Genomic DNA, 24,625 nt, shown 5'->3' on the forward strand with positions numbered 1-24,625 from the left:
CCGAACCCGCCGCGTCCACAACGCCTGCTTCGACTTCCTCTTCACCGTCTCGCCTCCTCGCCTGTGCGTGAGACAAGATTGCCGATCAGATCAAACGGTCGGAAGATGAGGCGGGCAGACGCTTACAATTGGTCAGCGCTATCCGGGGTGCCACCGATGAAGACTGGAACCGAGTCCGAACTTACATTAAGAATCTAAAGGGCGCAGAGAAAACCGCTGCGAATCGCTTGGCGCGCAGGCTGCGCGAAGAGAGCCTGACGGTATTTACCGACATCGAGTTCGGCGAGGCACTCACGCTCTGGAAGTCCAAGGCCCACAACACCGAACCGACAAAGCGATCAGCGTCAGGCATCCAGCGCGTCGAAGTTGAGCGCGCCGTTGGCCAAATGTTAATGAGCGGCGACGAATCGAAACTGGCTGACATCGCAGAAGAGGTGAAGCAAATCGTCCAGGCGGCGCTCGAAGATGAAAGCCACGCCGGGGATCAGGATGTAAATAAGGCGAGTTCTTCCGACACGATATCCGTTGTCGAAGTCGATAGAACGCTGCTGTCGATGGTCAGAGCCCGATCGACCGAGAATGAATGGGGAGGGGTCATCGAAGTTTCGGCCGACCGGGCCGGAGTGCTCACCCAATCCACGGTATTCAAGTCGTGGACGCCTTTCACGCTGGCACCCATCGCCAATGAGCTGAAGAAATTTGTTGACGAAGAATTGGCGCCGCAGTCTGTGTTGGAAGCGTTGCAGAAGCTGTCCCAGTGTCGAGCTCGGCTGTTGCCCTTTGCGTCGCAACTCTCGGTATCTCCGGTTGCGACATTGGCCGGCGAAGCGGGGCTTCTCACTGAAGCAGACACGTACTTGGAATCGTACGAGCAGTTGCTTAGACAACTGCACGCCTGCTACGCGGAGATGTTGAGTGCCGCCGATGCCGAGGCGGAGAGCATTCTCGGGTTACTTCTGTGCCTCGAACTCTACGTTTACAAATCCGATACGCACTTCGAAGTTGTGATGTCGCCGCTGCATCCACTGTTCCTATGGCGTAGCACAACTCTGGTTCGCGAAATTCGCGGTCTCGGCCGCGTACTCTCGGCGCACGAAATCCTGACCGTCGAAGAAGCTTGCGCCGAAAACTTTCAGTTCCTACAAGTTCTTGTCCTCCCCCGACAGGCAACGGGTTCCGATCACGCCGTGTTGTTGGGGCAAGCCGGAGCGCTCGGTCGGCTGCCCGTCTTCCGCGAAGCACCGAGAGGCATGCTAGAGACCGATGGCCTGAGAACCGTGGGCGACCTTGCTCAGCACCTTGCGCGACTGAGGCCTTTTGTCAGACCTGGTCTGCAGGTCGTATTCGTTAACCTGCCCCGACCGGCGAAATTCATCGACGAACTGTTGACGCGGCTCGACCTCGAAAGCACCGGCGTTGAAGACACCTATTGGGGTTTGCACGTCCGGGTTCGTTACACGCACAACGACACCCGCGGTTGGTCGAACGATGTCGATCTGGAAGAGGAAGTTCAAGAGTTGCTTTCCAACGGCGAAGAGCGAGGCTTGGTTTCGTTGTCAGTGCAGGGTGAAATCGTTCCTTGGGCGAAACTGCAACGCGAGTTAACCGATAAACCTTCCCATTTAACCGTTGTTTTCGATCCTTTCGAAGTCCGCAGCACCCCGGTGGCCCGCGCGCAGACTCACGCATTGAGTCCGTGGATGCCGACCGTCGAATATCGATTCAATAAGATTCGGAAGGAGGTTCAGGTCATTCCGGTTGCTGAAGAGCATGTCTTCGGCAGCTACCTGGCGGCGGCTTCTCTGGTTCACACAGCGCTACAGCGAAAAACACCCGCTCATCTCCCGCAGGTCCGTGAAGTTAGGGACATCCTCGACGACCTGGCCCGGAATTCAACGTGGACTGTCGTAGCCGATCCGCACCGCGTTCCCCTGGCGCGTCTCGGTGGCGCGGAGGTCATCGACCGCCGTATCGAACGTGGTCGTCAGTTGACGTGTTTCAGCCACGACCTGAGTCCTTTCCGGCGCCGCCTCGACGAGCAACTTCGTCTAACCCATTTTTCTGCCGACCAGCACACGTTGGAGCAATTGGTCAGGGACTTGGTCGCCATGGAACCGAACGGCATTCTGGGCTTGGCAAGCACCAACCACGACAAGCAGGTAAAGGGGTCACTTGGAAAGTTGATCGCCGTGAGATGGTATCGCACCCAAACGCCAAGCGGCCTGGCCGTCAGCCTCGACACACCAGCCGCTGCGCGCTGGCTTGTGGCTGGTCACCATTCGAGAGAAAAGGCTGATCTGCTCGGACTTCGCGATGAGGAAGGGCAACTGATCATTGATGTCATCGAAGTCAAAGCTCACGATCAGGCGATTCCCTACTCAATATCAAACGGCAAAATCGAGGGCAGGCCCGTCGGCCAAGTCCTTGCCACGATGCAAGCATTGGCGGAAGTGTTCAGTCCCGACAGCACGTCGCCGCTAGCCAGACCGCGGCGCGAAGTACTTCGTGAGCATCTGTATACCGCTCTGCTGCGCGATCAAGATCCAGTGTTTGTCGAACGATGGCATGCACTGCTCCAGGATGTGTTCGAAGGCAAAGTGCCTGTGCGCTTGGCGGCTCGCATCATTCATGTGCAGTTGGCTTCGGTAGCAAAGAAGGAGAGCAAGACGTTTCTTTCCGCCGGCCGCATCCCAATCACCGTCGATACGTTGTCAGCGGCCGATGTCGGCCTAGTGTTGAAAGCGGTGCGACCGATCGTCATTGAGCCATCGGTTGCTGAAACGGCAGTAGGTGTCGAAACGCCAGACCGCATCGAACCTTCCGTTGCTTTGAAGCTACTTTTGGCACCGCCACCGGTGCCGGTCGAGGCATCCGACAGCCAGTCGACCACGTTGAGAATCAGCGAGCCGTCGCCACCAAATGTCGATCGCTCGTCAGAGTGTGCCGCCCCTCCTTTGCCAGTTCGCGCCACCGATTCGGCCAACGAAGTATTCGTGAGCGTGCAACTCGGTCACGAACACGCCGCCTCCACAAACGTCGTTTGGCAGCCAGCTCGGCAAAGCAACGGCTTCTTCCTGATATTGGGTGCTTCGGGGTCCGGTAAGACCGAAACATTGAAGGTGATAGGTTCGTCGATCTCTGGCGCTGGTGTTCCAGTTCTGATCTTCGATTTCCACGGCGATGTGATCCTGCCAGGCGTTCGAAATATCCTTATGTCCAGCGGGTCCGCCAGCACAATTGGCCTCAATCCGATGGAACTGGACTCGCGCAGCGCCGAGGAAAGCGGCCTTTATGATCAGCGGGCGACGCTTCGCGGGATGGTGCAGCGCGCAGTCCCGGCCTTGGGCCATCGTCAAGGGTCAATTCTTCGCGAAGTTTTCGATGAATCCTATCGACGCGCGGGCATCTTGGATTCGGAACCGAGTAGTTGGACCCTACCGGCACCAGACTTCGGCGATCTCTTACGCATCCTTGAAGAGTGGACAGAAGATCCCGCTCGAAAAGCGCAACGCAATGCGATTGAGGGCTGCATTGCAGCGGTCCAGGAACTGTTCGACCATCCGATTTTTCAGCGGGACGAACGCCTTTCCATCGATGAGCTTTTGCAGAAATCGTTGCGCCTCGACCTGAGTAAGCTGCCGGATCAAGTTCGTTTTATTGCCACTGAAACGCTGCTCAGAAAAATCTTCCGCGTGCTGCGCCTGCGCGGTCCGATCCCGGTGCAACCCGTCGACGATCTCCAGCGATTCCGCCTTTTCGTGGTAATCGACGAAGCAAAAATTCTCAGCCTTGGCGGCAGCGGCGACAGGGATCGAGCAGACAACATACTCAATCAGCTAATTACGGAGGCAAGGAAGTTCGGCCTGGGTATGATCTTGGCTTCGCAGATGAGCGAGCATTTCAGCGAAGAAGTTCGCGCCAATGCTTCCACTTGGCTCGTGCTCAAACCGATGGATATTCGGGAGGCGAAGAAGAATGCGCCGAACGTGTCAGTCGACGCAGATGACTTGATTCGCCTGGCAGGACGCGGCGATGGCTATTATCGTGACCGTCCTTCGAGCCGAGCTCGCCGAATCCAGGTTAGACCATTGGGGGACGGCTAATTCAGTAGCATTCGGGAAGGTTACGGTGCTGAGTTAGCTTCACGTAATCCATAAACCTCTCGTTCAACTCCCTCCACCGCCCCCATAACGACTTTCCGGATTTCGTCGAGAAAGTCGAAAACAAACCGCTCGCTGCGCGCGTCGGGAATCGGCACCCACCGTTCATAGATGCCTTCAATTCTCATCCGGCGCTCGAACGTGCTACCTGCACCTCGCAGAGAGTACGCCTCATACCACATGGGTTGAGGATCTTCACGCAAGCGCCGAGTGCTCAGGCTTGGGAGTTGAATCGCCACGGCCGTTTTAATGCGATCGATCGTCTCGCGTTTCTGCTGCGGAGTCGGGCTACCAGTCCAGTCGATCGGCGTTTCCAAGGCCCGCGAGATGGCGGCCGACAGTGCGGCGATCAGATTGGAGGTTGGACGCAACCAAAAATTATCGTTCATACCCTCCGCGTAGCGCCGGCTAAGTGCCTTAATCGATTGCCACGGCGTCGGCTTGCATTCTGGATGAGGCGCCAAGCCAAGATTTCCCTGCCACTGCTGGCGGAAATCTCGGGCAGCCTCTTGAATTGCAAAGGCCAGCTTGTCTGGGCTGTAGACCGGGAAAGCCACCGGCATGAAGACTGGAGGCTGAGCTGCTGCTAAGTGAGCAAGGAGGCGATTCAGCTCTGGCTTTGCGGGTTTCGGATCGGCTTCGTCGATGCGGCCGACAAAAAAAGTGTGGTTAGCCAGATGCTCCAAGAGATATCGCGCCGCATCGATAGAGACATTCTTTGCAAGCTGATTTTCCGCGACATTCCGCACGCCCCCGAAGATGTGGTCAAGCTTGGACTGACCCTTGAGGTTGTCGCCCTTAACAGCATCCATATGTGTAAAGACCAGAGCAAGCTTGCGTGTGTGGCCGGCGTTGACCACGCCCTCCAACGCTTTGCCGGCTGCGAAGTTCGTCATGCCGTTTTTTGCGCTATCGACAAGCAAGATCACATCAGCTTCATGCAGTAGAGGTAACACTTGATCGGGCAAGTCGGCAGTCGCGTTGGCCTTATGTCCAAGGCCCTCCGTATCCATCAATACGAGCCGTGGTGCATCATCCGCCCATGTGGGCTTGAAAGGCCCCACCACGCGCATCCCGTTGACCAAAGGTGTCAGAAGCCGCCCCCAAGATCGATATGAAATATCAGAGAAGAATCGAACAGCGGCGAGAAAGTCGGATCGTTGTCCTTTGCCATGCTTGATGTGCCAGGCGCTCGGCCATCCTGTCGTCGTCTTCTCAAAGTTTCCGACCTTTACTTCGTCGAACTTGGTGCGCAACTCATCGAGGACGTCCGAGACCAGTTCGATGAACTCGTCGGATGCAACAGCCTGTTCTTCAATTAAATCGAGAGCGGCGTTGCGGTCATCGGAGGACATTGCGTCGAGCGACCCCTGCTCGATTTCTAGCGTGCCACGAAGCGCCTTCGTCAGCTCCATGATGCGGCTGATGTAGCCGTTCAACATTCTTTGGGTAACTTGGTGGTCGGCTGGTTTCGGCACAGTGAGATCGTCGCCGGCAGAATCATCCTCTTCCTCATCGTCATATGGGTCCCGCTCGCTTTCACCGGTGTCGAGGTTTCCGAGCACGTACTTCAAGCGAAAGCGCATATCGCTTTTCTCCAGGAACGCCCGTGCCACCTGCCTTGCGTCTCCAGTCACCGCCTCGACGATGGCGGCAGAAAGCGACTCCTCGATTTCGAAGCGAGCTTCATGCTCGGATAGGAAAGTTACGACTGCCTCATAAGGGCCATCGCGAAGGATCACTTCGGTTGGGAACGTCGTGGTCCTATTGACCGATGTCGCAGGGAAGTGCTCTGTCTTCGGGTGTGTCCCGATAAGCTGTCGAACGAGAGTGGTCTTGCCGGCGCCCGGAACTCCGAAAAGGGCTACATGAGCATAGCCGTCACCGCGGGATGGAAAGGGCAGTAACTTGTCGCGCAGGCCCCGCGCTGATCCTGTGCGCGGCTCGATTTCGCTGTAAAAGATATCGATCACTCGTTGGTCGTAAAGCTTGGTGGCCTCACCCTTCGCGCCTAACGACCAGAGCGCTTCGTTCTGAAGTAGCGTATTGAGTTGGTCAACGAGCCGCTGAGCATCGGCTTGGTCGGCGGTCCCCAGTCCCTTGCGTGTTTTCCTCCCAGGCTTGTTATTGGCGTCATTCCGGAGGGGATGACGGAATTCGACGAGCCAAGCCTTCCGACCGGGATTCTTCTTTGCTGCCGCGCTATAGCTCTGACTCATTGCCGCATCCTGATGTTCCGTGGTGTTCCAAGAATATCAGCGCGCCCTCCGAAGTCAAGGGATATTTGGAACATCGCGGAACATCATATGAAAACTATCCGATCGCGATCTCTAATTCCAGCGCGCAGCAGTGAAGCTAATGGAGTAGCGCCTTACGCAACTCGCTGCAGCTCTTTCAATAGTTCCGGCCGCTTCTCCAGCAACCTGAATAGATTAACGACCGCCACGACCGGTTTTGCCTCACCGCGCTCGTAGCGACTGAACGCATTGTGCCCGCCCCCGGTCAGTGCGGCTGCTTCGTGTTGAGTGAGCTTCAGCTTCTTGCGCGTGCGCGCAAGCCAAGCGCGTTCTTCGGCCTCTAGCTGCTCGACCGTCTTCGCATAACGCTCGCCTTCGCCCTTGTCGAACTCGATCTCGCCGCAGTTCGGGCAATGCCAGCCACGCAGCTTGCGGACCACGGTCTCGAACCCGTGATGCGTCACCGTTACGTCCTGCGCCCGATGCGCCAACTCGGCGCTCTCGCAATTCAGGCAAACACGCTTCATCGCTACTTCCTCTTGAACTGAATCACCACCGCGCCCTGGCGCAGGGTGAACTTCACATAGGCCACGCCGGCCGGCGTCGGGGCGTGGTACACATCCTGCCAGACGGTGTGGTCGGCAAACGTGGTCATGCTCTTGAAGAACTGCCTGCTGGTCAGTTCGCAGACCGTCGTCACCATCTGCTCGAAGCTCAGACCCATTTCTCGTGCACCGTCCAGCGCCGTGCGCGTGAAGGCGTCCACGCCGCATTGGCGAACCTCCGTCTGGATCAGCACCAGCTTGTAATGTGGAACCTTCTTTTCCATGTCGATATTACCCTAATAGGGTTATTTATCTCAAGTCAGTATCACCGCTCGCGGTCCGGGTCCGCGGCCTTGTTCTGAGCCGGCGTCCGCTGCATCTGCGATGCGACCTGCTGCGCGCGGGTGGGCGTCGGTTGAGTCTCGTGGGCGAGAACTCGAAGCAGGATCGCAGCGCGTTCGAGCATCTGCCGCCGCGGTTCATCGTCGCTCGCCCTGGCCTCAACCAACAGGCTGTCGGACTGATCTCGAAACCCTTGCGCCACCTCTCGGGCGTTGCGAATGCGCGCCGCCTCCCAAGGCGTCGAGGGGACATCAGTTCGACGTTCGGCCGCCGTGTGGCGGACCAGCTTATCGTCTGTCCGCATCCGCAAACTGGCAGCTTTAGCCTTCAGTGCAGCGGCCCTTTTATGATCGCCATCGACAGCCGCCAGCGTCGACTCCGACAGCAAGCGCTGCTTGCGGGCTTCCAGACCCCGTCTGACTTGTTCGCGGGTCCAGTGCGCCGGTTTTGGCGCACCGTGACGGACCAGGCCGCGCGATCGAGCGGGCGCCTTGCCGCGCTCCCAAGCGCGCGTGGCGTCTACGTCGATGCCGTGCTCGCGCGCGATCTCGGCAAAGCGCTCGCGCCAGCGCTGAACCTCGGCGACGCTGGTATGCAGCCGCTTGCCCTGGCCGTTCATGAGATTCAGGACGACATGGACATGCGGCTGTTTCGTGTCGTCGTGTCGCACGAGTAGGTATTCGTGGCCGTCCTTGCCGAAGCGTTCGGACAGGAACTGGCGCGCGGCCTTGCTCAGCGATTCGGGCTTTGCCTGCGCACCGGCGTCGAGGATGAAATGTGCCGTCACGCGACGCTTGCGCTGCCGGTCCGCGCCCGGCTCTTCCATTCTCGCGCCGGCCTGTTCGGTCCACGACTGGACGCGCCGCCGCAGCTCGCGAATGTCCTCAACCTTGTCGCCGTTCTCGTCTTCCAGCGTCAGTCGCCCGTGCCGGCGGACGTAGTGGATGTGCCCCATGATCTTGTTGCCGCCGTGACCATAACGGGTGATCTTGAGAATCGCCTGCGGGCGCCGCTGGGCGATGCGCAGATTGCGTGCGAGCGCCGCGCCGCCGCCTCCGGGACGGCGGTAAGGACCGCCGGGTCCGATCAGGCGACCAGCCTTTGCCTTGCGTCCATGCGGCTGCTCGTCGAGCAGCCCGTCGCCATCGCGGCGCTCAGGCCCGGCCATGTTCCGGCACCGTGCGGGCACGCGCGGCGGCGACCAGCCGCCGCCATGTGAATTCGCCTTCGTTGTAGATGAGCGCGAGCTGCTCGACGGTCTCGACCAGCGCGCGTCCGGGCGCTTCGCCGCGGTTGAGCTGGCGCGCGATCTGATTAAGGTTGACGCCGATCAGGCGCATCTGTCGCGCGAGTTCGAGCACGGCGTGCTGCTCGCGTTCGAGCAGGTCCACGTTGCCGGTGATGAGTTCACGCAGCGCCTTGCGCGCGAGACGAGAACGACGGATACCGGTGCGCGCGGATAGGGCCAAAAGGCCCTCGTGCTCGGCGTCGGTGAGCCGCAGGCGGAAGGTTTCGCTGCGCTTCTGGCGGCGGAGGGCGGGCATGGTCACATGCGCCTTTGCTGTCTCGGTGCGCAGCACCGGCGGCGCAAGCGGGTGTGCCGGGCACTCTCAGAAAAATGTCCCACATTTTGCGAAACAGGCGGTCACCGAAACTTTCCTCTCCACCGCCAACATCCGCATCGCCTACGCGCAAAACAGCCTCAAGACAGCGAAGTACCTGTCCGAGGAAATGGGATTCCGCACCATCACGACCAAAAGCCGGTCCAGGCACGTCAACGACCCCTGGCAGGGGCACATATCGGAATCGCAGACGCGCCGCGAACTGATGCTGCCGCACGAAATCCGCGAGCTGGACCGGCGCAGGGAACTCCTGCTGGTCGAGGCAGCGCCACCGATCAAGGCGGACAAGATCAGGTACTACGCCGACGGCGCATTCACCAAGCTGTTACGGTCAACGGCGGCGCGTCCGAAGTTGCACAACGCAATCGTCGAGCCGCCCCAAATGCCAGCGACGGGGCCTGCTCTCACGAACGAAGAAATCGACGAAGTCCTCGGCGCAGTCAGGGCAGTTCCCACCAGCGGCCGGACGGAATAGAGACTGATCTGCGCCCGCAACCCCACTTGCGGAGACTATAACCCATTGGGTTATAATCAAGCATGCAGACTGTCGTCGAAACGTCCGCCTTCATCCGCCGAGCTGAGAAGCTCCTGAGCGAAAGCGAGCATACCGACCTGATTTCGTATCTGGCGAATCATCCCGATACCGGCGATGAGATCGTCGGCACCGGCGGCGTTCGCAAGGTCCGGTTCGCGGCGATGGGCAAAGGCAAGTCCGGTGGCGTCCGGGTGATCTACTACTTTTACGATCGGGACGTGCCGATCTACGCCTTGCTGATCTATGGCAAGAACGAACGGGCGGACCTGTCGGCGGAGCAACGCAAAGCGGTGGCGGATTTCGCGACTGCGATCAAGGCAACGAGGAAGCGGAAATGAGCAAATTGGGACAAGAACTGGTGGAGTCGATGGCGGAAGCGGTTGCGCATGCCCAGGGCAAGCCGACCGGCAGCCGCGTTCACAAGGTCGCGCTCAAGCCGGACGAGATTCAGAGGGCTCGCAAGCAACTGGGCCTCTCGCAGGATCAGTTCGCCGATGCCTTCGGCGTCAGCGCTTCGACGCTTCGGAAATGGGAACAGGGCCAGCGCGCGCCGACAGGCGCTGCCAAGACCTTGTTGAAGATCATCGAGCGTGAACCCAGGGCAGTTGTACGCGCGCTCAAAGCGGCTTGAGTCGAACCCGACGCCCCGTTTTCGGCACCCAGTTGAATTCGGCGCGGCCAAGATCGATCGACAGGGCGCCCGGAGGCACGGCGTCTCGAAACGTGGGCACGATTGCGGCCCTGAAAAATGGCTCGGAATGTCCCCTGATTATCTGCAATCCATCTGCACGACCAGTGCAGATGGAGCCAAATTGAGGCATATGACCACAAGCCTCCGCAACGTCTACAATATTGTTTTATATAGTTTTATTAAAAAAATCAGGAAGCAAAAAGATCCCGTTCATTCGCTTCGGGAGCAAGAGGTCGCAGGTTCGAATCCTGTCGCCCCGACCAAAATTCCCATTATTTCTCAAGTAATTGTGGCATTTAAGCCACGCGCTAATACTTCTTCTTACAGCACCCTGGGACGGTCTCGGGACGGCGCGGGACGCCGTTAATGCCCGTCCTCTAATCTTCGAGACGATCTTCGGCAGCCCTGTAAGCCGCCAATCGCTCCCGGGTTCCGACCGCCAGCACCCTGACGATGGCCTCGTCGTCGAGCACCTGGTAGATCAGCCGGTAGGAACCATGTTTGATCTTGTAGCAATTCGGCAGGTTATGGAGGGCGGCCTTCGGATTACGTGGCTCCTCTAGTCGGCGGCTCAACTTCTGCTTCAACGGCGGTTTGACGCTTTCACCCAGGTTTTTCCACTCCTTCAAGGCGTGGGATTCAAACTCAAGCTCATAAGTCATCGAGTCCTATCTTCACTGACGGCCGTTTGGAGTTCACACGAGACGTGACGATGGCCGTCAGTTCTAGATCTTCCAACTGTTCTGCCAACTCGAGCCTTTCGAATAGGTCCGCCGGCACCAGATAGGACTGAGGCTTGTTGTGGTTGAGCACCGCAACCACTCGCGAGCCCGCCTCCTTCATGACACCCGATGGATTCTTCTTCAGCTCGCTGATTGAAACAGCGAGTCCCGCATGGATTGGGCTGGTGATCATTTATTGTCCTGATCCAGCACTGATAGCTGGAGTCCTTCGTCGGCTTACCGGGCTTGGCTTGCGGGCTTGTCGGCTTATGGTCTGACTGTTTTAACGGTCTATCGAGCTACAGGAGTGTCGGTTGGCGAGCGTCTATTCGGTCGGAACTGGATTTTGCGCAGCGATCGGATTGTACAGGCGTCCAATTCAGGTGACAAATATAGATCATATTTTTAGACCTGAATTTAGGTTTTAATTATTCGTTGCCGATCGTGCCCAACGTCAAGCGATGATGCTGACTGGTCGAATCGACCTGACCGAAATGCTCCCGCTGAGCTTGCCGGGCCTGAGTGATTTACGGTTGCTGCCGTCACTATTAGGAGCACAAGGAAGCGGATTTCGGATGCGTTTCATCTGCAATCCATCTGCACAAGCAGTGCAAATGACGGCAATTTCATGCATGTTGCCGCAAACGCCAACAATGTTCATTGCATTGTTTTATATGAATTTTCTTTCAAAATAAAAGGTTGGAAAATGAGCATTCTGTCGCTTCGGGAGCGTCTCGCGCTCGCGGCCCCTAGCCCACTAATCCGGTCTAATCCGGTCTAATCCGGTATGTTTGCCGGCATGATCAACACCGACACCATACGGATCACGCCGGAACTGCTGGCGTTGCTTTCCGAAATCGACGAATTCAAAGGGGCCTGGCGGGCTCTGGGGGCTCTTGCCCCCGAGCGATTGAATGCCCTGCGCCGAATTGCCACGATCGAGAGTATCGGGTCATCCACTCGGATTGAGGGCAGTACCTTGACCGATCGCGAGGTCGAGCAGCTGCTGTCCAAGCTAGAGATCAAGGCATTTGAGAGCCGCGATGAAGAGGAGGTTGCAGGCTATGCCGAGACCATGGAAACCGTCTTCCAAGCCTGGGCTGATATCCCTATCACCGAGAACCATGTGCGTCAGCTGCATCGCGATCTGCTGAAATACAGCACGAAGGACGAGCGGCACCGGGGTGACTACAAGAAATTCCGCAATGACGTCAGCGCCTTCGACGCTGAGGGCAATATTATCGGGATCGTGTTCCAAACTGCGAGCCCATTCGACACTCCGCAGCGCATGACCGAGCTATTCGCCTGGCTGCGGGACGCTCGCGAGCTTCGCCGGCTTCATCCGCTCTTGATTGTCGCAGTCTGGACGGTCGTCTTCTTGGAAATTCACCCTTTCCAGGATGGCAACGGCCGCCTCAGCCGAATCCTGACGACCCTGCTGCTGCTGCAAGCAGGCTATGCCTACGTTCCGTATAGCTCGCTAGAAAGCATCATCGAGCGCAGCAAGGACAGCTATTACCTGGCCTTGCGGCAAACCCAGCAGACGGCCCGCACTGAAACGCCCGACTGGCAGCCCTGGCTGATATTTTTCCTGAGGGCGCTGCAGCAGCAGAAGCGCCATCTTGAGATGAAGGTGGAGCGCGAACGCCAGACGATCGAGCTGTCTGAACTCGCCCTCAACATCCTTGACTATGTTCGAGACCAGGGGCGTGCGACTACACGCGACATGGTTCGCGTTTACAAGGCGAGCCCCAATACGCTGAAATCGACCTTCAGCAATCTCGTCGACAAGAAGCTCTTGGTTCGCCACGGCGCCGGTCGCTCAATTTGGTACGGCCTGCCGCACGGTTGAAGCCAGCACTTTCAGAATGTATTACGTGTTGCGATCCGAGACTGCTGCGAACGCAGGCTCAATCAGATCGGCGGATGCTGGACAATCCCGGGCCGGCCAGACCGGTTCAAAGCTCCAGTGGCACATGCTCGAGCGCGTTGTCGGCGGACGGCCTGCCCGCGGTGTCGGTCCGCCCGGGGCCGCCGAAGGTGATCGGCTTTGCGGCGCCCAGCAGGGAGCCGAGCAGGGATTTCCTCAGACGCGATAACTTGAACAGCGGCGTGAGGCCTTCTGCAGCAATGAAGCGAGTAACGTCACCGCTTTGCGAGACCACCGAGATGCCCGCACTCGCATCAGCCAGATTGGCGAGCTGGAGCGGTGTCTTGGCATCGAGTTCCAGCATCGAGGCCTTCGAATTCGAGACGATGATCGTGGCGGACTTCGCGATCACCAGCGTATCGATGACGCTCCACTCCCGCTCCCAGCGCCCTTGCTCGAAGAGCTTGATCAGCGCCTCACCGAGGCTCACCTGATCCTCGATCTCGTCGGTCCGGCAGCTCGCAGCCTGAAACACGAACGAACCCTCTTCGCTGAACTCGATCGCGATGCCGGCCTCTGCAAGCGTAGCGCCCGCGGCCTTGAGTTCGCCGCCAAGCTTGCTGCGAAGCTTCACTCCGGAGTGAGAGGTGTGCGTGAAGTCGATCGTCTGGGTCCCGGGCCTGACCGTGAACGTGATGCCAAGATCGCGTAGCGACGTGACCCGCTTCCACTCCTCGCCCTTCTGCACGCCGACGTCGCCCAATCGTCGATTGCCGTTGGGTAGCCAGGTTCCCAGGTAGGAAAACTTGTCGTTCAGGCCTTGCAAATAAGCCTTCGCCGCATTCGCCATGGCAGTCTCCTTTTGCAGCCTATAGAAGATGGAACTTCAGCTCGAGCAGCGCAGAGTCGTCGTGCATCGTGCAGACGTCGAGCGTTGCGAAGTCGCTGGCAACATGCGCTTCGGGTGACGCGCTGACAAAAGCCATCACCACATCTGCGGCCTGTCGGCCCACTGCTGCGGGCAGCGGCCCGGACTCGCCCGCGCTTCGCAGCGCCTGAAGCAGCCTCGGTTCGCGCAAGGTGTTGCGCAGCACATTGCCGATGTCGTCATAGGGAGCCCGGTCCGGCGCGGGAACGAACTCGCGGACAAAGCTGCTGCCGATATCGACGGCCATCGGCAGGTTGTCGACCATCCACGGCTTGGCGAGAATCAGCGCCACGTCGGTAATCTGGCCGGCGTCTTCGAAGTCCACGATTAACGTGACCGCATCCTGGAACGGCCCCGCGTGGAACAGCTGCCGATGACGGTCGCCCTGCGAGTGCTGCTGCACGAGATGCAGATGGAAGAACGAATAAAAGTCGCCCGCCTTCCAAGTGTCGTACAGGATATCGAAGGCGACACCCTCGATCCGCGCCTGCTGATCGTTGAACAGGAACGAGGCGAACAGCACACGCTCGAGTTCATCCGCCGTCACGCTCCAGGATCCGCCGTCGGGCTGCGCATCAACTCCGGCAATGTTGTTTTCGAGACAGAGCAGCGCCTTCTCCGGCCAGGGATCGTGATAGATGAAGCGGTCGCGCACCTCGTCGTAATGCTTGAGCCGCACGCAGTGTCCCGTGGCGCCGTCGTAGTGCAGGGTCGTGACGTTCAACGTCCCGCTGAGCTTCTGCAAGCGCCTGAGATTCTCGATCAGCTGCGCCGGGGATGAGCGAGCCAGCCGGCCGATGCCGGCGATCTGGTCCGCGGGCATCGGCCGCACCAGAACACACCAGGTCTCGACTCCAAACAGCGTGAAGACACGCCAGATCTGTTCGAGCGTCGCACCCGAACCCGTCGGGTCCGCATACAGGCCTGCGGCGTCGGGCCGCTGTGCAAACTGCGCGTAGGCCTGCTCCAGAATCTGAAACTCGACCGGGTTGTTGCGGCGCGCATTGGCGAATACTTCGGGCGCCGGCGTCCTCGGAAGACCGCCGAACAGGATCGGCGGAATTTGTGCCGCGAGCTGGCTCTGTTTCGTCACCGGCATCGTGTTCCCTCCCGAGAAAGCCCAATCATGGAGCGCACGCGCAAGCGGGCGCTGTGACCCTTATGACAACGCCGCGCCTGAGCTTCGCACGATCGCTCCCGATCGCGCAGCAGCGGCTGCCGGTCGGCGCGCTTGCCGGCCAGGCTTTGACCCCGGTCAATGTCCGAGCGGATCACCTTGCCTAGCCTGTACTGGCCGCGCGGTAACCGCGCCAACCCGAATAACGGAGTCCCCATGAACAAGCCGGAAGCGCTCGCCCCGATCAAACGTTCGCCCTTCAAAGTGCGATACGGCAACTTCATCGGCGGCAACTGGGTCGCGCCTGCGTCTGGCCGCTATTTCAACAACCTTTCGCCAATCGACGGCAAGCTGATCTGCGAAGTGCCCAACTCGGACGCGATCGACGTTGAGCGCGCGCTCGACGCCGCGCATCGTGCCCGCGCGGCCTGGGGCCGAACCTCGGCGGCCGAGCGCGCGCTGCTGCTCAACCGCGTCGCCGATCGCATGCAGGACCATCTGCAACTGCTGGCCGAAGCCGAAACCTGGGACAACGGCAAGCCGATCCGCGAAACCCTGGCCGCCGACGTGCCGCTGGCGATCGACCATTTCCGCTATTTCGCCGGCTGCATCCGCGCACAGGAAGGCACGATCGGCGATATCGCGCACGAGATGGTCTCCTATCATTTTCACGAGCCGCTCGGTGTCGTCGGGCAGATCATCCCGTGGAACTTCCCGCTACTGATGGCGGCCTGGAAGCTGGCGCCGGCGCTCGCTGCCGGCAACTGCGTGGTGATCAAGCCGTCCAGGAACACGCCGGCCAGCATCCTGGTGTTCGCCGAGCTGATCGCCGACCTGCTGCCGCCAGGCGTGCTCAACATCGTCAACGGCTCCGGCGGCGACGTCGGCGAAGCGCTGGCATCGAGCAAGCGCATCGCCAAGATCGCGTTCACCGGCTCCACCGATGTCGGCCGCGGCATCATGCATCACGCTGCCGACAGCCTGATCCCGGTCACGCTGGAACTCGGCGGCAAGTCGCCGAACGTGTTCTTCGACGACGTGATGGCGGCCGACGACAACTTTCTCGACAAGGCGATCGAAGGCTTGGCGCTGTTCGCGTTCAACAAGGGCGAAGTCTGCTCCTGCCCGAGCCGCGCGCTGGTGCAGGAATCGATCTTTGATCGCTTCATGGAGCGCGCGACCGCCCGCGTCGAGAAAATCCGCGTCGGCAATCCGCTGGACCCGGCCACGCAGATGGGGCCGCAGAACTCGAGCACCCAGCTCGACAAGGTGATGCGCTATATCGACGTCGGCTTCAGCGAGGGCGCGCAGCTGCTCACCGGCGGCGTGCGCGCCAAAGTCGGCAACGAACTGGCGGGCGGCTACTACCTGCGTCCCACCATGTTCCGCGGCGACAACAGCATGCGCATCTTCCAGGAGGAAATCTTCGGGCCGGTGCTGGCGGTGACCACGTTCAAGGACGAAGCCGAGGCGCTGGCGATCGCCAACGACACCATCTACGGCCTCGGCGCCGGCGTCTGGAGCCGCGACGCGAATCGCTGCTATCGCATGGCCCGCGGCATCCAGGCCGGCCGCGTCTGGGTCAACCAGTACCACGCTTATCCCGCGCATGCGGCGTTCGGCGGCTACAAGCAGTCCGGCATCGGCCGCGAAACGCACAAGGTGATGCTGGACCACTACCAGCAGACCAAGAACATGTTGGTCAGCTACAGCAGCGACGCGCTCGGCCTGTTCTGAAGAGCGCCTGCGTAGGTCGGCAATCCTTTGCCGACATGCGAGCTTCGATTCACGAGCACACGTCGGCAAAGGATTGCCGACCTACGAAACCACTTCCCGAGGAATCACTATGAAAACCATGAAAGCCGCCGTCGTGCGCGAATTCAACCAGCCGCTGGTGATCGAAGAAGCGCCGATCCCGACGCCCGGCCCCGGCCAGATCCAGGTGAAAATCCAGGCCTGCGGCGTCTGCCACACCGATCTGCATGCCGCCGAAGGCGACTGGCCGGTGAAGCCCAGCCCGCCGTTCATTCCCGGCCACGAAGGCGTGGGCTACGTGTCGGCGATCGGCGCCGGCGTCAAGCTGGTGAAGGAAGGCGACCGCGTCGGCGTGCCCTGGCTGTACAGCGCCTGCGGTCACTGCGAACACTGCCTGGGCGGCTGGGAGACGCTGTGCGAGAGCCAGCAGAACACCGGCTATTCGGTCAACGGCAGCTTCGCCGAATATGTGATCGCCGATCCGAACTACGTCGGGCATCTGCCGGACAACGTCGGCTTCATCGACATCGCGCCGGTGCTGTGCGCCGGCGTCACCGTCTACAAGGGGCTCAAGGTCACCGACACCAAGCCCGGCGACTGGGTGGCGATCTCCGGCGTCGGCGGGCTAGGCCACATGGCGGTGCAGTACGCCAAGGCGATGGGCCTCAACGTGCTCGCGGTCGATGTCGACGACGCCAAGCTTGAACTGGCCTTGCGCCTCGGTGCGCGGCTCGCGGTGAACGCCAAACGCGAAGATCCGATGGCGTTCGTCAAAAAAGAGATCGGCGGCGCCCACGGCGTGCTGGTCACCGCAGTCTCGCCGAAAGCCTTCGAGCAGGCGCTGGGCATGGTCCGCCGCGGCGGCACCGTGTCGCTCAACGGCCTGCCGCCCGGCAGTTTTCCGCTGCCGATCTTCGACATGGTGCTGCAGGGCATCACCGTGCGCGGCTCGATCGTCGGCACACGGCTCGACCTGGTGGAGGCACTGCGTTTTGCCGGCGAAGGCAAGGTCCGCGCGATCACCAGCAGCGAGCGCCTGGACAACATCAACGACGTGTTCAAGCGCATGCACGAGGGCAAGATCGAAGGCCGCGTGGTGCTGGATTTGAGCTAGCGCGCCGTCGGGTCTGCGCGAATGCGGGCGGCCGGCGGCAATCGCAACCAGTGTCGTGCATTATTCACGGACACTCATGACCGGTCTCCCCATGTCGCGTCTGGCCATCGCAAGCGCCGTACTGCTGTGCCTGAGCTGCAGCCGCTCGGGCGCCGAAGAAATCGGTGCGGTCGACACCGCGTTCAAACTGCTTGGGCCCGATCACAAGATCGTGGTCGAGGCCTATGACGATCCTGGCGTGCATGGCGTGAGTTGCTATGTTTCACGCGCCAAGACCGGCGGCGTCAAGGGCGCACTCGGGCTCGCGGAAGACACCACGGACGCCTCGATCGCGTGCCGGCAGATCGGGCCGATCGAGTTCCCCAAACCGCTGCCTGCACAGCAGGAAATATTCAACGAACGGCTCTCGCTGGTATTCAAGAAACTGCGGGTCGTGCGCATGGTGGACGCCAAGCGCAACGCACTGGTGTACCTGACTTACTCCGATCGCCTGGTGGATGGTTCGCCGAAGAATTCGATCACCGCGGTGGCGGTCGATCGGCCGATTCCGCTGGAAGAATAGCCGGTAAAAAAACCAGGGGCCGAGTGCAGAGCATTAGCTGGGACGAGTTCAGCAAGGTCGATCTTCGCGTCGGCCGCGTCGTCAGCGCCGAAGTATTTCTGCAGGCGAAGAAGCCCGCCTACATCCTGCAAGTCGACTTCGGAGCCGGGTTCGGCGTCCAGAAATCCAGCGCGCAGATCACGCGTCTTTACCAGCCCGCCGGCTCGCTTGCCTTCTTTACTACCCCAGCCGTTAAAATGTCGGCATGGATACTCAGCTTCGCTTCGTCTGCAGCGCCTGTGGCAGCGATCGTTACCACTTGCAGCCCGGCGCTAGAATCGATGATCTGGTCGAGTGCGCGGACTGCGGCCGGGTACGGTGTGTCGGTGAATTCAAGACCCTGTCGGTTGCCCCGAACCGCAGGCTGCTACCGATCGAGCTAGTGCCGTGGCACAGAGGTTTCGGAACAAAGGCGCGAAGGGATGGTGGCGCGAAACAAGGCGCGAGGAGGAGTCATAGCCGTAGCTATGGCGACGACGAGCAACGCAGTATCGCGGCACCAGACCGAGCGAATTTGTTTCGAAACCTCTGTGCCACGGTACTAGGCTCCAGCCGGCTGTTCGAGGCGCTGCGCAAGCGCGGTTGATCAGCCGACGACGGCGCGCCGGCCTACGCTGACTGCGGCGCGGTCGGCGTAGGCGACACGGCCTGGTCGCCAGGCCGGCGCGCCGTCGTCGGCTCGGCTGCCGGCGGTGTTTCCGCCTGCATCAGCTCGGCTCGCAGATGCGGCAGATGCAGCGGATATTCGCGTGCGATGAACGCGATCAGGCCTTCGCGCACGCGGCAGCGTAGATCGAAGTTGCGGCCCGAGTCCGCCGACGACAGCAGTACGCGCAACTGCATCGTAGTCTCGCTGGTGTCGGTGACCTGGACGATGCCGACGCGTCCGTCCCAGTCCTTGTCCAGCTCGCACAGGCGCGTGGTCTCGACGCGGATCGGCTCGACCGGCAGCCGGTAATCGACCCACAGCATCACCGTGCCGAGAATCTGCGAGGTCTTGCGGGTCCAGTTCTGGAACGGCTTCTCGATGAAGTATTGCAGCGGCACCACCAGCCGCCGCTGGTCCCAGATCGCGACGACGATATAGGTGCCGGTGATCTCCTCGACCCGGCCCCACTCGCCCTCGATCACCAGCACGTCGTCGATGCGGATCGGCTGGGTCAGCGCGATCTGCAGGCCGGCGAGCAGATTGCCGAGCACCGGCTTGGCGGCGAGTCCGACCGCGAGGCCGGCGATGCCGGCGGACGCGAGCAGGCTGGTGCCGATCTGGCGCACTTCGGGGAAGGTCATCAGCGCGATCGACACGCCGACCAGCAGGATCAGGAAGTTCAGCGTGCGCGTCAGCACCCGCGCCTGGGTGAGCACGCTGCGTGCGCGCAGATTGTCGGCTGCATCGAAAGGGTTGAGCTTGACGATGGTCGCGCCGGCCACCGACACCGAGCGCAGCAGCAGCCAGGTCACCGCGCCGATCCACAGCACGCCGGCACCGTGCCGGACCTGGGCGATGAAGATCAGCTGGTCCGAGGCCGCCTGGAACACCAGGTTCAGCGCGAGCAGCGCGACGGCCGCGGTCAGCGGCGAGTTGGTGCGCCGCGCGATCATGCCCAGGGTCGTGTCGCTGCTGGTGGTGCGCCGCGTGATCCAGCGGAACAGGCGCATCAGCACGATCACCGCGAGCAGCGCGCCGGCCGCGATCAAGCCGGTCCAGACCCAGGGCGGCGCCTCTTTCAGCAGCGACAGCGTGGTTTCGAGCAGCTGGTTCAATCGGGAGTCCATTCTCGATAGGGGGCAGCACAGCGGCGCATGCATCGTGCCGATCTGGCAGTAGTCGACGCCTTCGTCGCAGCCGAGTTCCATCCGCAGTGGCCGAATCGGTCAGCGGCGCTGGCACTTTCCGACATTACGCGCGACTCTGGCGGCCCTTAAAATCGCTGATCGATGGCGGCACACACGGGAGAACGGTTTGAGCATTCGGAAGATCGGTGTCATCGGTGCCGGCACGATGGGCAACGGCATCGCGCAGGTCTGCGCCGCCAGCGCACTGGCGGTGACCCTGGTCGACATCAACGACGCCGCGCTGGATCGCGGCTTCGCGACCATCAGCAGCAGCCTCGACAAGCTGATCAAGAAGGACAAGCTCAGCGCCGCCGAGCGCGACGCGATCCTCGGCCGCATCGCCAGGACCACCGACTACGCACAGCTCACCGGTGCCGACCTCGTCATCGAGGCCGCCACCGAAAATCTCGATCTGAAGCGCAAGATCCTCAAGCAGATCGACGGCCTGCTACATCCAGGCGCGATCCTGGCGACCAACACCTCGTCGCTGTCGATCACCGAACTCGCCGCCTGCACCACGCGTGCGGACCGCTTCATCGGCCTGCATTTCTTCAACCCGGTGCCGCTGATGTCGCTGGTGGAAGTGATCACCGGCATCGCCACCTCCGACGACACGCGCGAGCGCGTGCTGGCGCTGGCGCGCGCGGTCGGCAAGGCGCCGATCACGGTACGCAACAACGCCGGCTTTGCGGTCAACCGCATCCTGTGCCCGATGATCAACGAGGCGATCTTCGCGCTGCAGGAAGGCGTGGCGAGCGCAGAGGACATCGACACCGGCATGAAGCTCGGCTGCAACCATCCGATCGGCCCGCTGGCCTTGGCCGACATGATCGGCCTCGACACCCTGCTGGCGATCATGGAGGTCCTGCACAAGGATTTCGGCGACCCCAAATATCGCCCGGCGTCGCGCTTGCGAGAAATGGTCGCGGCGGGTCGCCTGGGCCGCAAGAGCGGCCAGGGTTTCTACCCTTACAATTGACCTTACAATTGATCCGGGCACGTGATCCGATCACCTGATCCGGTCACGCGCTTTTCTGATAAGCCTCACTCGCCTCACTAACTGGAACTCTCATGTCCAAGCCCGAAGTTTTCGTCGTCTCGGCAGCGCGTACCGCCATCGGCAGTTTCGGCGGCGGCCTCAAGGACGTCGCGCTGGCCGATCTGGCCAGCACCGCGATCAAGGCTGCGATCGAGCGCTCCGGCGTCGCCGCCGACCAGGTCGGCCATGTCGTCATGGGCACCGTGATCCCGACCGAGCCGCGCGATGCCTACCTGGGCCGCGTCGCCGCGGTGAATGCCGGCGTGCCGATCGAGACTCCGGCGTTCAACGTCAACCGTCTGTGCGGCTCCGGCCTGCAGGCGATCGTGTCCGCAGCGCAGGCGCTGCTGCTGGGTGAAACCGGTATCGCGATCGGTGCCGGCGCCGAGGCCATGAGCCGCGGCCCGTATCTGTCCACGCAGGCGCGCTGGGGCGGCCGCATGGGCGACATGCAGATGATCGACTACATGCTCGGCATCCTTCACGACCCGTTCCAGAGGGTTCACATGGGCATCACCGCCGAGAACGTCGCCGAGCGCTACGGCATTACCCGCGAGATGCAGGACGCGGTGTCGGTCGAGAGCCAGCGCCGCGCCGCGCATGCCATCGCCGAGGGGCGCTTCAAGTCGCAGATCGTTCCGGTGCAGATCGCCACGCGCAAAGGTGTCGAGATCTTCGAGATCGACGAGAACGTGCGCGCCGGTGTCACGCTGGAGCAGCTGGCGAAGATGAAGCCGGTGTTCAAGAAGGACGGCCTGGTCACCGCCGGCAATGCCTCGGGCATCAACGACGGCGCCGGCGCCGTCGTGCTGGCCACCGCCGAGAAGGTCAAGGAACTCGGCCTGAAGCCGCTGGCCCGCCTGGTCTCCTACGGCCACGCCGGCGTCGAGCCCGCCTACATGGGCATCGGCCCGGTGCCGGCGACGCGCATCGCGCTGAAGCGCGCCGGCCTCACGGTGCGTGATCTCGACGTGATCGAGTCCAACGAGGCTTTCGCCGCGCAGGCCTGCGCGGTGAGCCGCGAACTCGACTTCGATCCGGCCAAGGTCAACATCAACGGCTCCGGCATCTCGCTCGGCCACCCGGTCGGCGCCACCGGCGTGATCATCACGACCAAGGCGATCTATGAGCTGCATCGCAGCGGCGGCCGCTACGGCCTGGCGACGATGTGCATCGGCGGCGGCCAGGGCATCGCGGCGATCTTCGAGCGCGTTTAAGCCTCTAAACAAAGGCGGGCCAGTCGCGTGACCGGCCCGCCTTTGTTTTGCCCGCGGGCTCAGCGCTTCTTGAAGCGCCCGAGGCGTGCGCCGCGAATCATCGTGCGGCCCGAGCAGTCGTCCTGGATCATCGCGCACTCGCGGAACGTCAGGTTGCTGTTGAGGCAGATGCTGACTTCGCTGAGCTCGTTGTTGACGCAGTGCATCGCGATGCCCAGCGCCGGCAGGCCTGGATTGGCGGCCAGGAACTGCTGGCGCACTTCGTCGATATCCACGTACTGACGTTCTTCCATCTGCTGGTAGGCCTCGGGCACGCTGACGCGGCGGCTCACGTAATCGAGCTTCATCGCGTACTGGTCGAACGTCACGTCGACACAGCCGCCTTCCTTGCGCCAGCGCGCAATGATTTCCCTGCGGTTGCCGACCATCGGTAGCAGCCGCGCTACCTGCGACTCGGTCAGGCCGCGGACCGGATCGCAGCTACCCAGCGCGTAGACGTTTTCTGCAACCAGCGCGCGCGGCGTGAAGTAGCTGATATCCGCGCACTGCGGCTGCTCCTTTTCGCCCGGATGCTCGTTGCAGTACTGCGGCGACCAGACCATCACATAGGTCCAGGGCTGGGCCAGCGCGGCCTGAGCCGGCGACGCAAAGCACAAAGCGCTCGTAGCGAGCGCCAAAAAGCACAGCAGCCTAGCAGGCTTGGCCTTGTTCATTTCCGCTCTCCTCCAGCTTGGCGACCGGATTGCGGAGGGTCGGATCCTGCGATCCGCCCTGCGCCTCCGGTGCATCTTTATTTGCCACGGTTACCGCGTGCGAGCTTGCTGCCTGAGGCTACTTCTTGGCCGGCGCGCTGCGTGACTGCAGCGTCCACAGACGCGCCAGATTCTTGGAGCCATCGGTGCCCTGCACGGCCGCGAAAGTCTTTTCCGCCTGATCCTTCTTGCCGGCCAGCAGGTAGCCGTAGCCGAGATGCAGCTTGGCCTGGTCGGCCGACTTCAGGCCGCCCTTCTTGATGCCCTGTTCCATCAGCGCGATGCCCTTGGCATAGTCGCCGTAAGCCACCAGGTTGTAGCCGGTGCTGACCAGCGCATCGCCGGTAGCCTGGGTGGCAGCGGCCTTCTCGCCTTCGGCCAGGGTCGCCTTGTCTTCGGTCAATTTCTTGGCGATCAGATCCTTCAGGCGCTGATGACGGCTCGCGTCCGGACCGGTGCCGAGCACCTTGGCCGCATAACCGGCATCGGCGAAAGTCTGCGCTTCGCCGGGGAAGCCGGCCTGCAGCGCCAGCTGCGAGGCTTCCATGTAGTCGTTGGCCTTGTCCATCGTGCCGGTGGCCTTGCGCAGGCGATAGACGTCGAGTGCCAGATTCTGCGAGAAACCCGGGCGCTGCGAGGTGCGCAGAATCAGATCGAGCCAGTAGTCCTTCTTGGGGCTATAGGTGACCAGCTTTTCCAGCGCGCTGGTGTAGGCGACCATGTCGTTCTGCTTCAGAGCGCAGCTCGCCAGCAGCTGCAGCTGGGTATCGGTAGGACGCTTGCCTGCGGCCTCCAGCGCACTGATCTGGCTGCTCAGTTCGGCACTGGCTTCCTTGTACTTGCCGCCGAGGTATAGCGCTTGCGCGTAGAGCCCCAGCGTTTCCGGACTATTGCCGCCCGCAGCCTTGTACCTCGCAATGCCGTCGGCGGTCTTCGCATAGTCCTTGGATGCGTACGCGATCTTCACGTAGGCGTCGAGCGTCGGCAGCTTTTCGGCGGCCGGCAGTTCCGGCGAGGCGAGCACGGTCTCGTAGCCCACAAGAGCTCCCTTGTAGTCGTTCAGACCGATCGCCGCGGAGGACTTCAGGCGCGCGAGAATGTAGCTCTCGTACGGCGTCAGCTTGCCGACTGCTTCGGCTTTCTCGATCTGCGACTTGGCTTCCGCGTACTGCTTGCCCTGCAGCGCCTTTTGAGCGGCCTGCATCGGCGCGCCGACTTCGGCGCGAACGGTGGGCTTGTCGGCAGAAAAAGCCTGGACGGCCGAAAGGAGGAGGAGTGCGCCGGCCGCCAGACGAAAAACAGGTTTGGTTTGCATGTGCCTGCCTACTGCATGAATTGTTCGTTGCCGACGAGACCGATCTTGGTCACGCCATGGCGTTGCGCCGACGCCAGCACCGCGGCGACGTACTTGTACTCGACGAGCTTGTTCGGCCGGATGTGGAACTCGCTCTGGTTGTCGCCGGCTTCGCCTTCACGGCGGAAGTTCGCGTCCAGCGTGCCGCGGTCCATCGGTGTGCCGTTCCACAGCACCGTGCCGTCGAA

At 61.4% G+C, this 24,625-nt stretch carries 24 protein-coding genes and 1 pseudogene; 12 read left to right on the plus strand and 13 right to left on the minus strand.

What is annotated here, in order from left to right:
- The first annotated feature begins 227 nt into the window (after positions 1–227).
- Positions 228–4,103 (plus strand): helicase HerA-like domain-containing protein, encoded by a 3,876-nt coding sequence (locus JWQ90_RS04880; protein WP_299690235.1) that lies wholly within the window; start codon positions 228–230, stop codon positions 4,101–4,103.
- 20 nt (positions 4,104–4,123) lie between these two features.
- On the opposite strand, the gene JWQ90_RS04885 is transcribed toward JWQ90_RS04880, so the two are convergent.
- The 5 genes from JWQ90_RS04885 to mobC form a co-directional block, all read right to left on the minus strand.
- A complete protein-coding gene (locus JWQ90_RS04885; protein ID WP_299690237.1) occupies positions 4,124–6,379 on the minus strand; it encodes a hypothetical protein in 2,256 nt (751 codons plus the stop codon).
- Between the two features lie 152 nt (positions 6,380–6,531).
- Positions 6,532–6,924, minus strand: a complete 393-nt coding sequence (locus JWQ90_RS04890) for a type II toxin-antitoxin system MqsA family antitoxin (protein WP_299690239.1) — start codon at positions 6,922–6,924, stop codon at positions 6,532–6,534.
- A 2-nt stretch (positions 6,925–6,926) separates the two neighbouring features.
- Positions 6,927–7,226 (minus strand): type II toxin-antitoxin system MqsR family toxin, encoded by a 300-nt coding sequence (locus JWQ90_RS04895; protein ID WP_299690241.1) that lies wholly within the window; start codon positions 7,224–7,226, stop codon positions 6,927–6,929.
- A 41-nt stretch (positions 7,227–7,267) separates the two neighbouring features.
- A complete protein-coding gene (locus tag JWQ90_RS04900; protein WP_299690244.1) occupies positions 7,268–8,452 on the minus strand; it encodes a relaxase/mobilization nuclease domain-containing protein in 1,185 nt (394 codons plus the stop codon).
- On the minus strand, positions 8,439–8,828 hold the full coding sequence (gene mobC, locus JWQ90_RS04905; protein ID WP_299690247.1) for a plasmid mobilization relaxosome protein MobC: 390 nt from the start codon (positions 8,826–8,828) through the stop codon (positions 8,439–8,441). Before mobC ends, JWQ90_RS04900 begins: the two co-directional genes overlap by 14 nt.
- Between mobC and JWQ90_RS04910 the strand changes: the two genes are divergently transcribed.
- The 3 genes from JWQ90_RS04910 to JWQ90_RS04920 all read left to right on the plus strand — a co-directional run bounded on the left by JWQ90_RS04910 (position 8,827) and on the right by JWQ90_RS04920 (position 10,072).
- Positions 8,827–9,381 carry a type IV secretory system conjugative DNA transfer family protein gene (locus JWQ90_RS04910; protein WP_299690250.1) on the plus strand — a complete coding sequence of 185 codons (555 nt, stop codon included), beginning with the start codon at positions 8,827–8,829 and terminating at the stop codon, positions 9,379–9,381. The genes mobC and JWQ90_RS04910 overlap by 2 nt on opposite strands.
- Before the next feature lie 62 nt (positions 9,382–9,443).
- Complete coding sequence (locus JWQ90_RS04915; protein ID WP_299690252.1) at positions 9,444–9,779, plus strand: type II toxin-antitoxin system RelE/ParE family toxin; 336 nt, start codon at positions 9,444–9,446, stop codon at positions 9,777–9,779.
- Complete coding sequence (locus tag JWQ90_RS04920) at positions 9,776–10,072, plus strand: helix-turn-helix domain-containing protein (RefSeq protein ID WP_299690254.1); 297 nt, start codon at positions 9,776–9,778, stop codon at positions 10,070–10,072. The genes JWQ90_RS04915 and JWQ90_RS04920 overlap by 4 nt, the downstream gene beginning before the upstream one ends.
- A gap of 437 nt (positions 10,073–10,509) precedes the next feature.
- On the opposite strand, the gene JWQ90_RS04925 is transcribed toward JWQ90_RS04920, so the two are convergent.
- On the minus strand, positions 10,510–10,794 hold the full coding sequence (locus JWQ90_RS04925; RefSeq protein WP_299690256.1) for a type II toxin-antitoxin system RelE/ParE family toxin: 285 nt from the start codon (positions 10,792–10,794) through the stop codon (positions 10,510–10,512).
- Positions 10,784–11,047, minus strand: coding sequence for a type II toxin-antitoxin system prevent-host-death family antitoxin (locus tag JWQ90_RS04930; RefSeq protein ID WP_299690258.1), 264 nt, complete (start codon positions 11,045–11,047; stop codon positions 10,784–10,786). The genes JWQ90_RS04925 and JWQ90_RS04930 overlap by 11 nt, the downstream gene beginning before the upstream one ends.
- A gap of 268 nt (positions 11,048–11,315) precedes the next feature.
- On the opposite strand from JWQ90_RS04930, the gene JWQ90_RS04935 reads away from it, so the two are divergent.
- Together JWQ90_RS04935 and JWQ90_RS04940 are read left to right on the plus strand one after the other, a co-directional pair.
- Positions 11,316–11,549, plus strand: coding sequence for a hypothetical protein (locus JWQ90_RS04935; RefSeq protein WP_299690259.1), 234 nt, complete (start codon positions 11,316–11,318; stop codon positions 11,547–11,549).
- Positions 11,550–11,653: 104 nt separating this feature from the next.
- Entirely contained in the window at positions 11,654–12,706 is a 1,053-nt protein-coding gene (locus JWQ90_RS04940) for a Fic family protein (RefSeq protein WP_299690260.1), read from the plus strand.
- A gap of 106 nt (positions 12,707–12,812) precedes the next feature.
- Here the strand turns inward: JWQ90_RS04940 and JWQ90_RS04945 are convergent, their stop codons facing one another.
- Together JWQ90_RS04945 and JWQ90_RS04950 are read right to left on the minus strand one after the other, a co-directional pair.
- A complete protein-coding gene (locus JWQ90_RS04945) occupies positions 12,813–13,574 on the minus strand; it encodes a hypothetical protein (RefSeq protein WP_299690262.1) in 762 nt (253 codons plus the stop codon).
- 19 nt (positions 13,575–13,593) lie between these two features.
- Positions 13,594–14,751: a hypothetical protein gene (locus JWQ90_RS04950; RefSeq protein ID WP_299690263.1), complete on the minus strand. Its 1,158-nt coding sequence runs from the start codon at positions 14,749–14,751 to the stop codon at positions 13,594–13,596.
- A gap of 234 nt (positions 14,752–14,985) precedes the next feature.
- On the opposite strand from JWQ90_RS04950, the gene JWQ90_RS04955 reads away from it, so the two are divergent.
- From JWQ90_RS04955 to JWQ90_RS04970, 4 genes and pseudogenes are all read left to right on the plus strand, one after another.
- Entirely contained in the window at positions 14,986–16,506 is a 1,521-nt protein-coding gene (locus JWQ90_RS04955) for an aldehyde dehydrogenase family protein (RefSeq protein ID WP_366919439.1), read from the plus strand.
- A 109-nt stretch (positions 16,507–16,615) separates the two neighbouring features.
- Positions 16,616–17,638, plus strand: coding sequence for an alcohol dehydrogenase AdhP (gene adhP / locus JWQ90_RS04960; RefSeq protein ID WP_299690265.1), 1,023 nt, complete (start codon positions 16,616–16,618; stop codon positions 17,636–17,638).
- Positions 17,639–17,729: 91 nt separating this feature from the next.
- Positions 17,730–18,200: a CreA family protein gene (locus JWQ90_RS04965; protein ID WP_299690280.1), complete on the plus strand. Its 471-nt coding sequence runs from the start codon at positions 17,730–17,732 to the stop codon at positions 18,198–18,200.
- 23 nt (positions 18,201–18,223) lie between these two features.
- Positions 18,224–18,397: pseudogene (locus JWQ90_RS04970) on the plus strand (tRNA-binding protein); the annotation flags it as partial.
- A gap of 451 nt (positions 18,398–18,848) precedes the next feature.
- Here JWQ90_RS04970 and JWQ90_RS04975 read toward each other — a convergent pair.
- Positions 18,849–20,096 (minus strand): mechanosensitive ion channel domain-containing protein, encoded by a 1,248-nt coding sequence (locus JWQ90_RS04975; RefSeq protein WP_299690267.1) that lies wholly within the window; start codon positions 20,094–20,096, stop codon positions 18,849–18,851.
- Between the two features lie 106 nt (positions 20,097–20,202).
- On the opposite strand from JWQ90_RS04975, the gene JWQ90_RS04980 reads away from it, so the two are divergent.
- Both JWQ90_RS04980 and JWQ90_RS04985 read left to right on the plus strand, forming a co-directional pair.
- Positions 20,203–21,054 carry a 3-hydroxybutyryl-CoA dehydrogenase gene (locus JWQ90_RS04980; RefSeq protein WP_299690269.1) on the plus strand — a complete coding sequence of 284 codons (852 nt, stop codon included), beginning with the start codon at positions 20,203–20,205 and terminating at the stop codon, positions 21,052–21,054.
- A gap of 92 nt (positions 21,055–21,146) precedes the next feature.
- Positions 21,147–22,331, plus strand: a complete 1,185-nt coding sequence (locus JWQ90_RS04985) for an acetyl-CoA C-acyltransferase family protein (protein WP_299690271.1) — start codon at positions 21,147–21,149, stop codon at positions 22,329–22,331.
- 59 nt (positions 22,332–22,390) lie between these two features.
- Here JWQ90_RS04985 and JWQ90_RS04990 read toward each other — a convergent pair whose 3' ends face one another.
- From JWQ90_RS04990 to JWQ90_RS05000, 3 genes are all read right to left on the minus strand, one after another.
- A complete protein-coding gene (locus JWQ90_RS04990) occupies positions 22,391–23,044 on the minus strand; it encodes a hypothetical protein (protein ID WP_299690274.1) in 654 nt (217 codons plus the stop codon).
- A 118-nt stretch (positions 23,045–23,162) separates the two neighbouring features.
- Positions 23,163–24,398 (minus strand): hypothetical protein, encoded by a 1,236-nt coding sequence (locus JWQ90_RS04995; RefSeq protein WP_299690277.1) that lies wholly within the window; start codon positions 24,396–24,398, stop codon positions 23,163–23,165.
- A gap of 8 nt (positions 24,399–24,406) precedes the next feature.
- Positions 24,407–24,625, minus strand: a 219-nt coding sequence (locus JWQ90_RS05000; protein WP_366919440.1) for a biopolymer transporter ExbD, incomplete at its 5' end; no start/stop codon positions are given.

Origin of the sequence: Hydrocarboniphaga sp. (assembly GCF_028291725.1) — a bacterium.
GTDB lineage: Bacteria > Pseudomonadota > Gammaproteobacteria > Nevskiales > Nevskiaceae > Hydrocarboniphaga.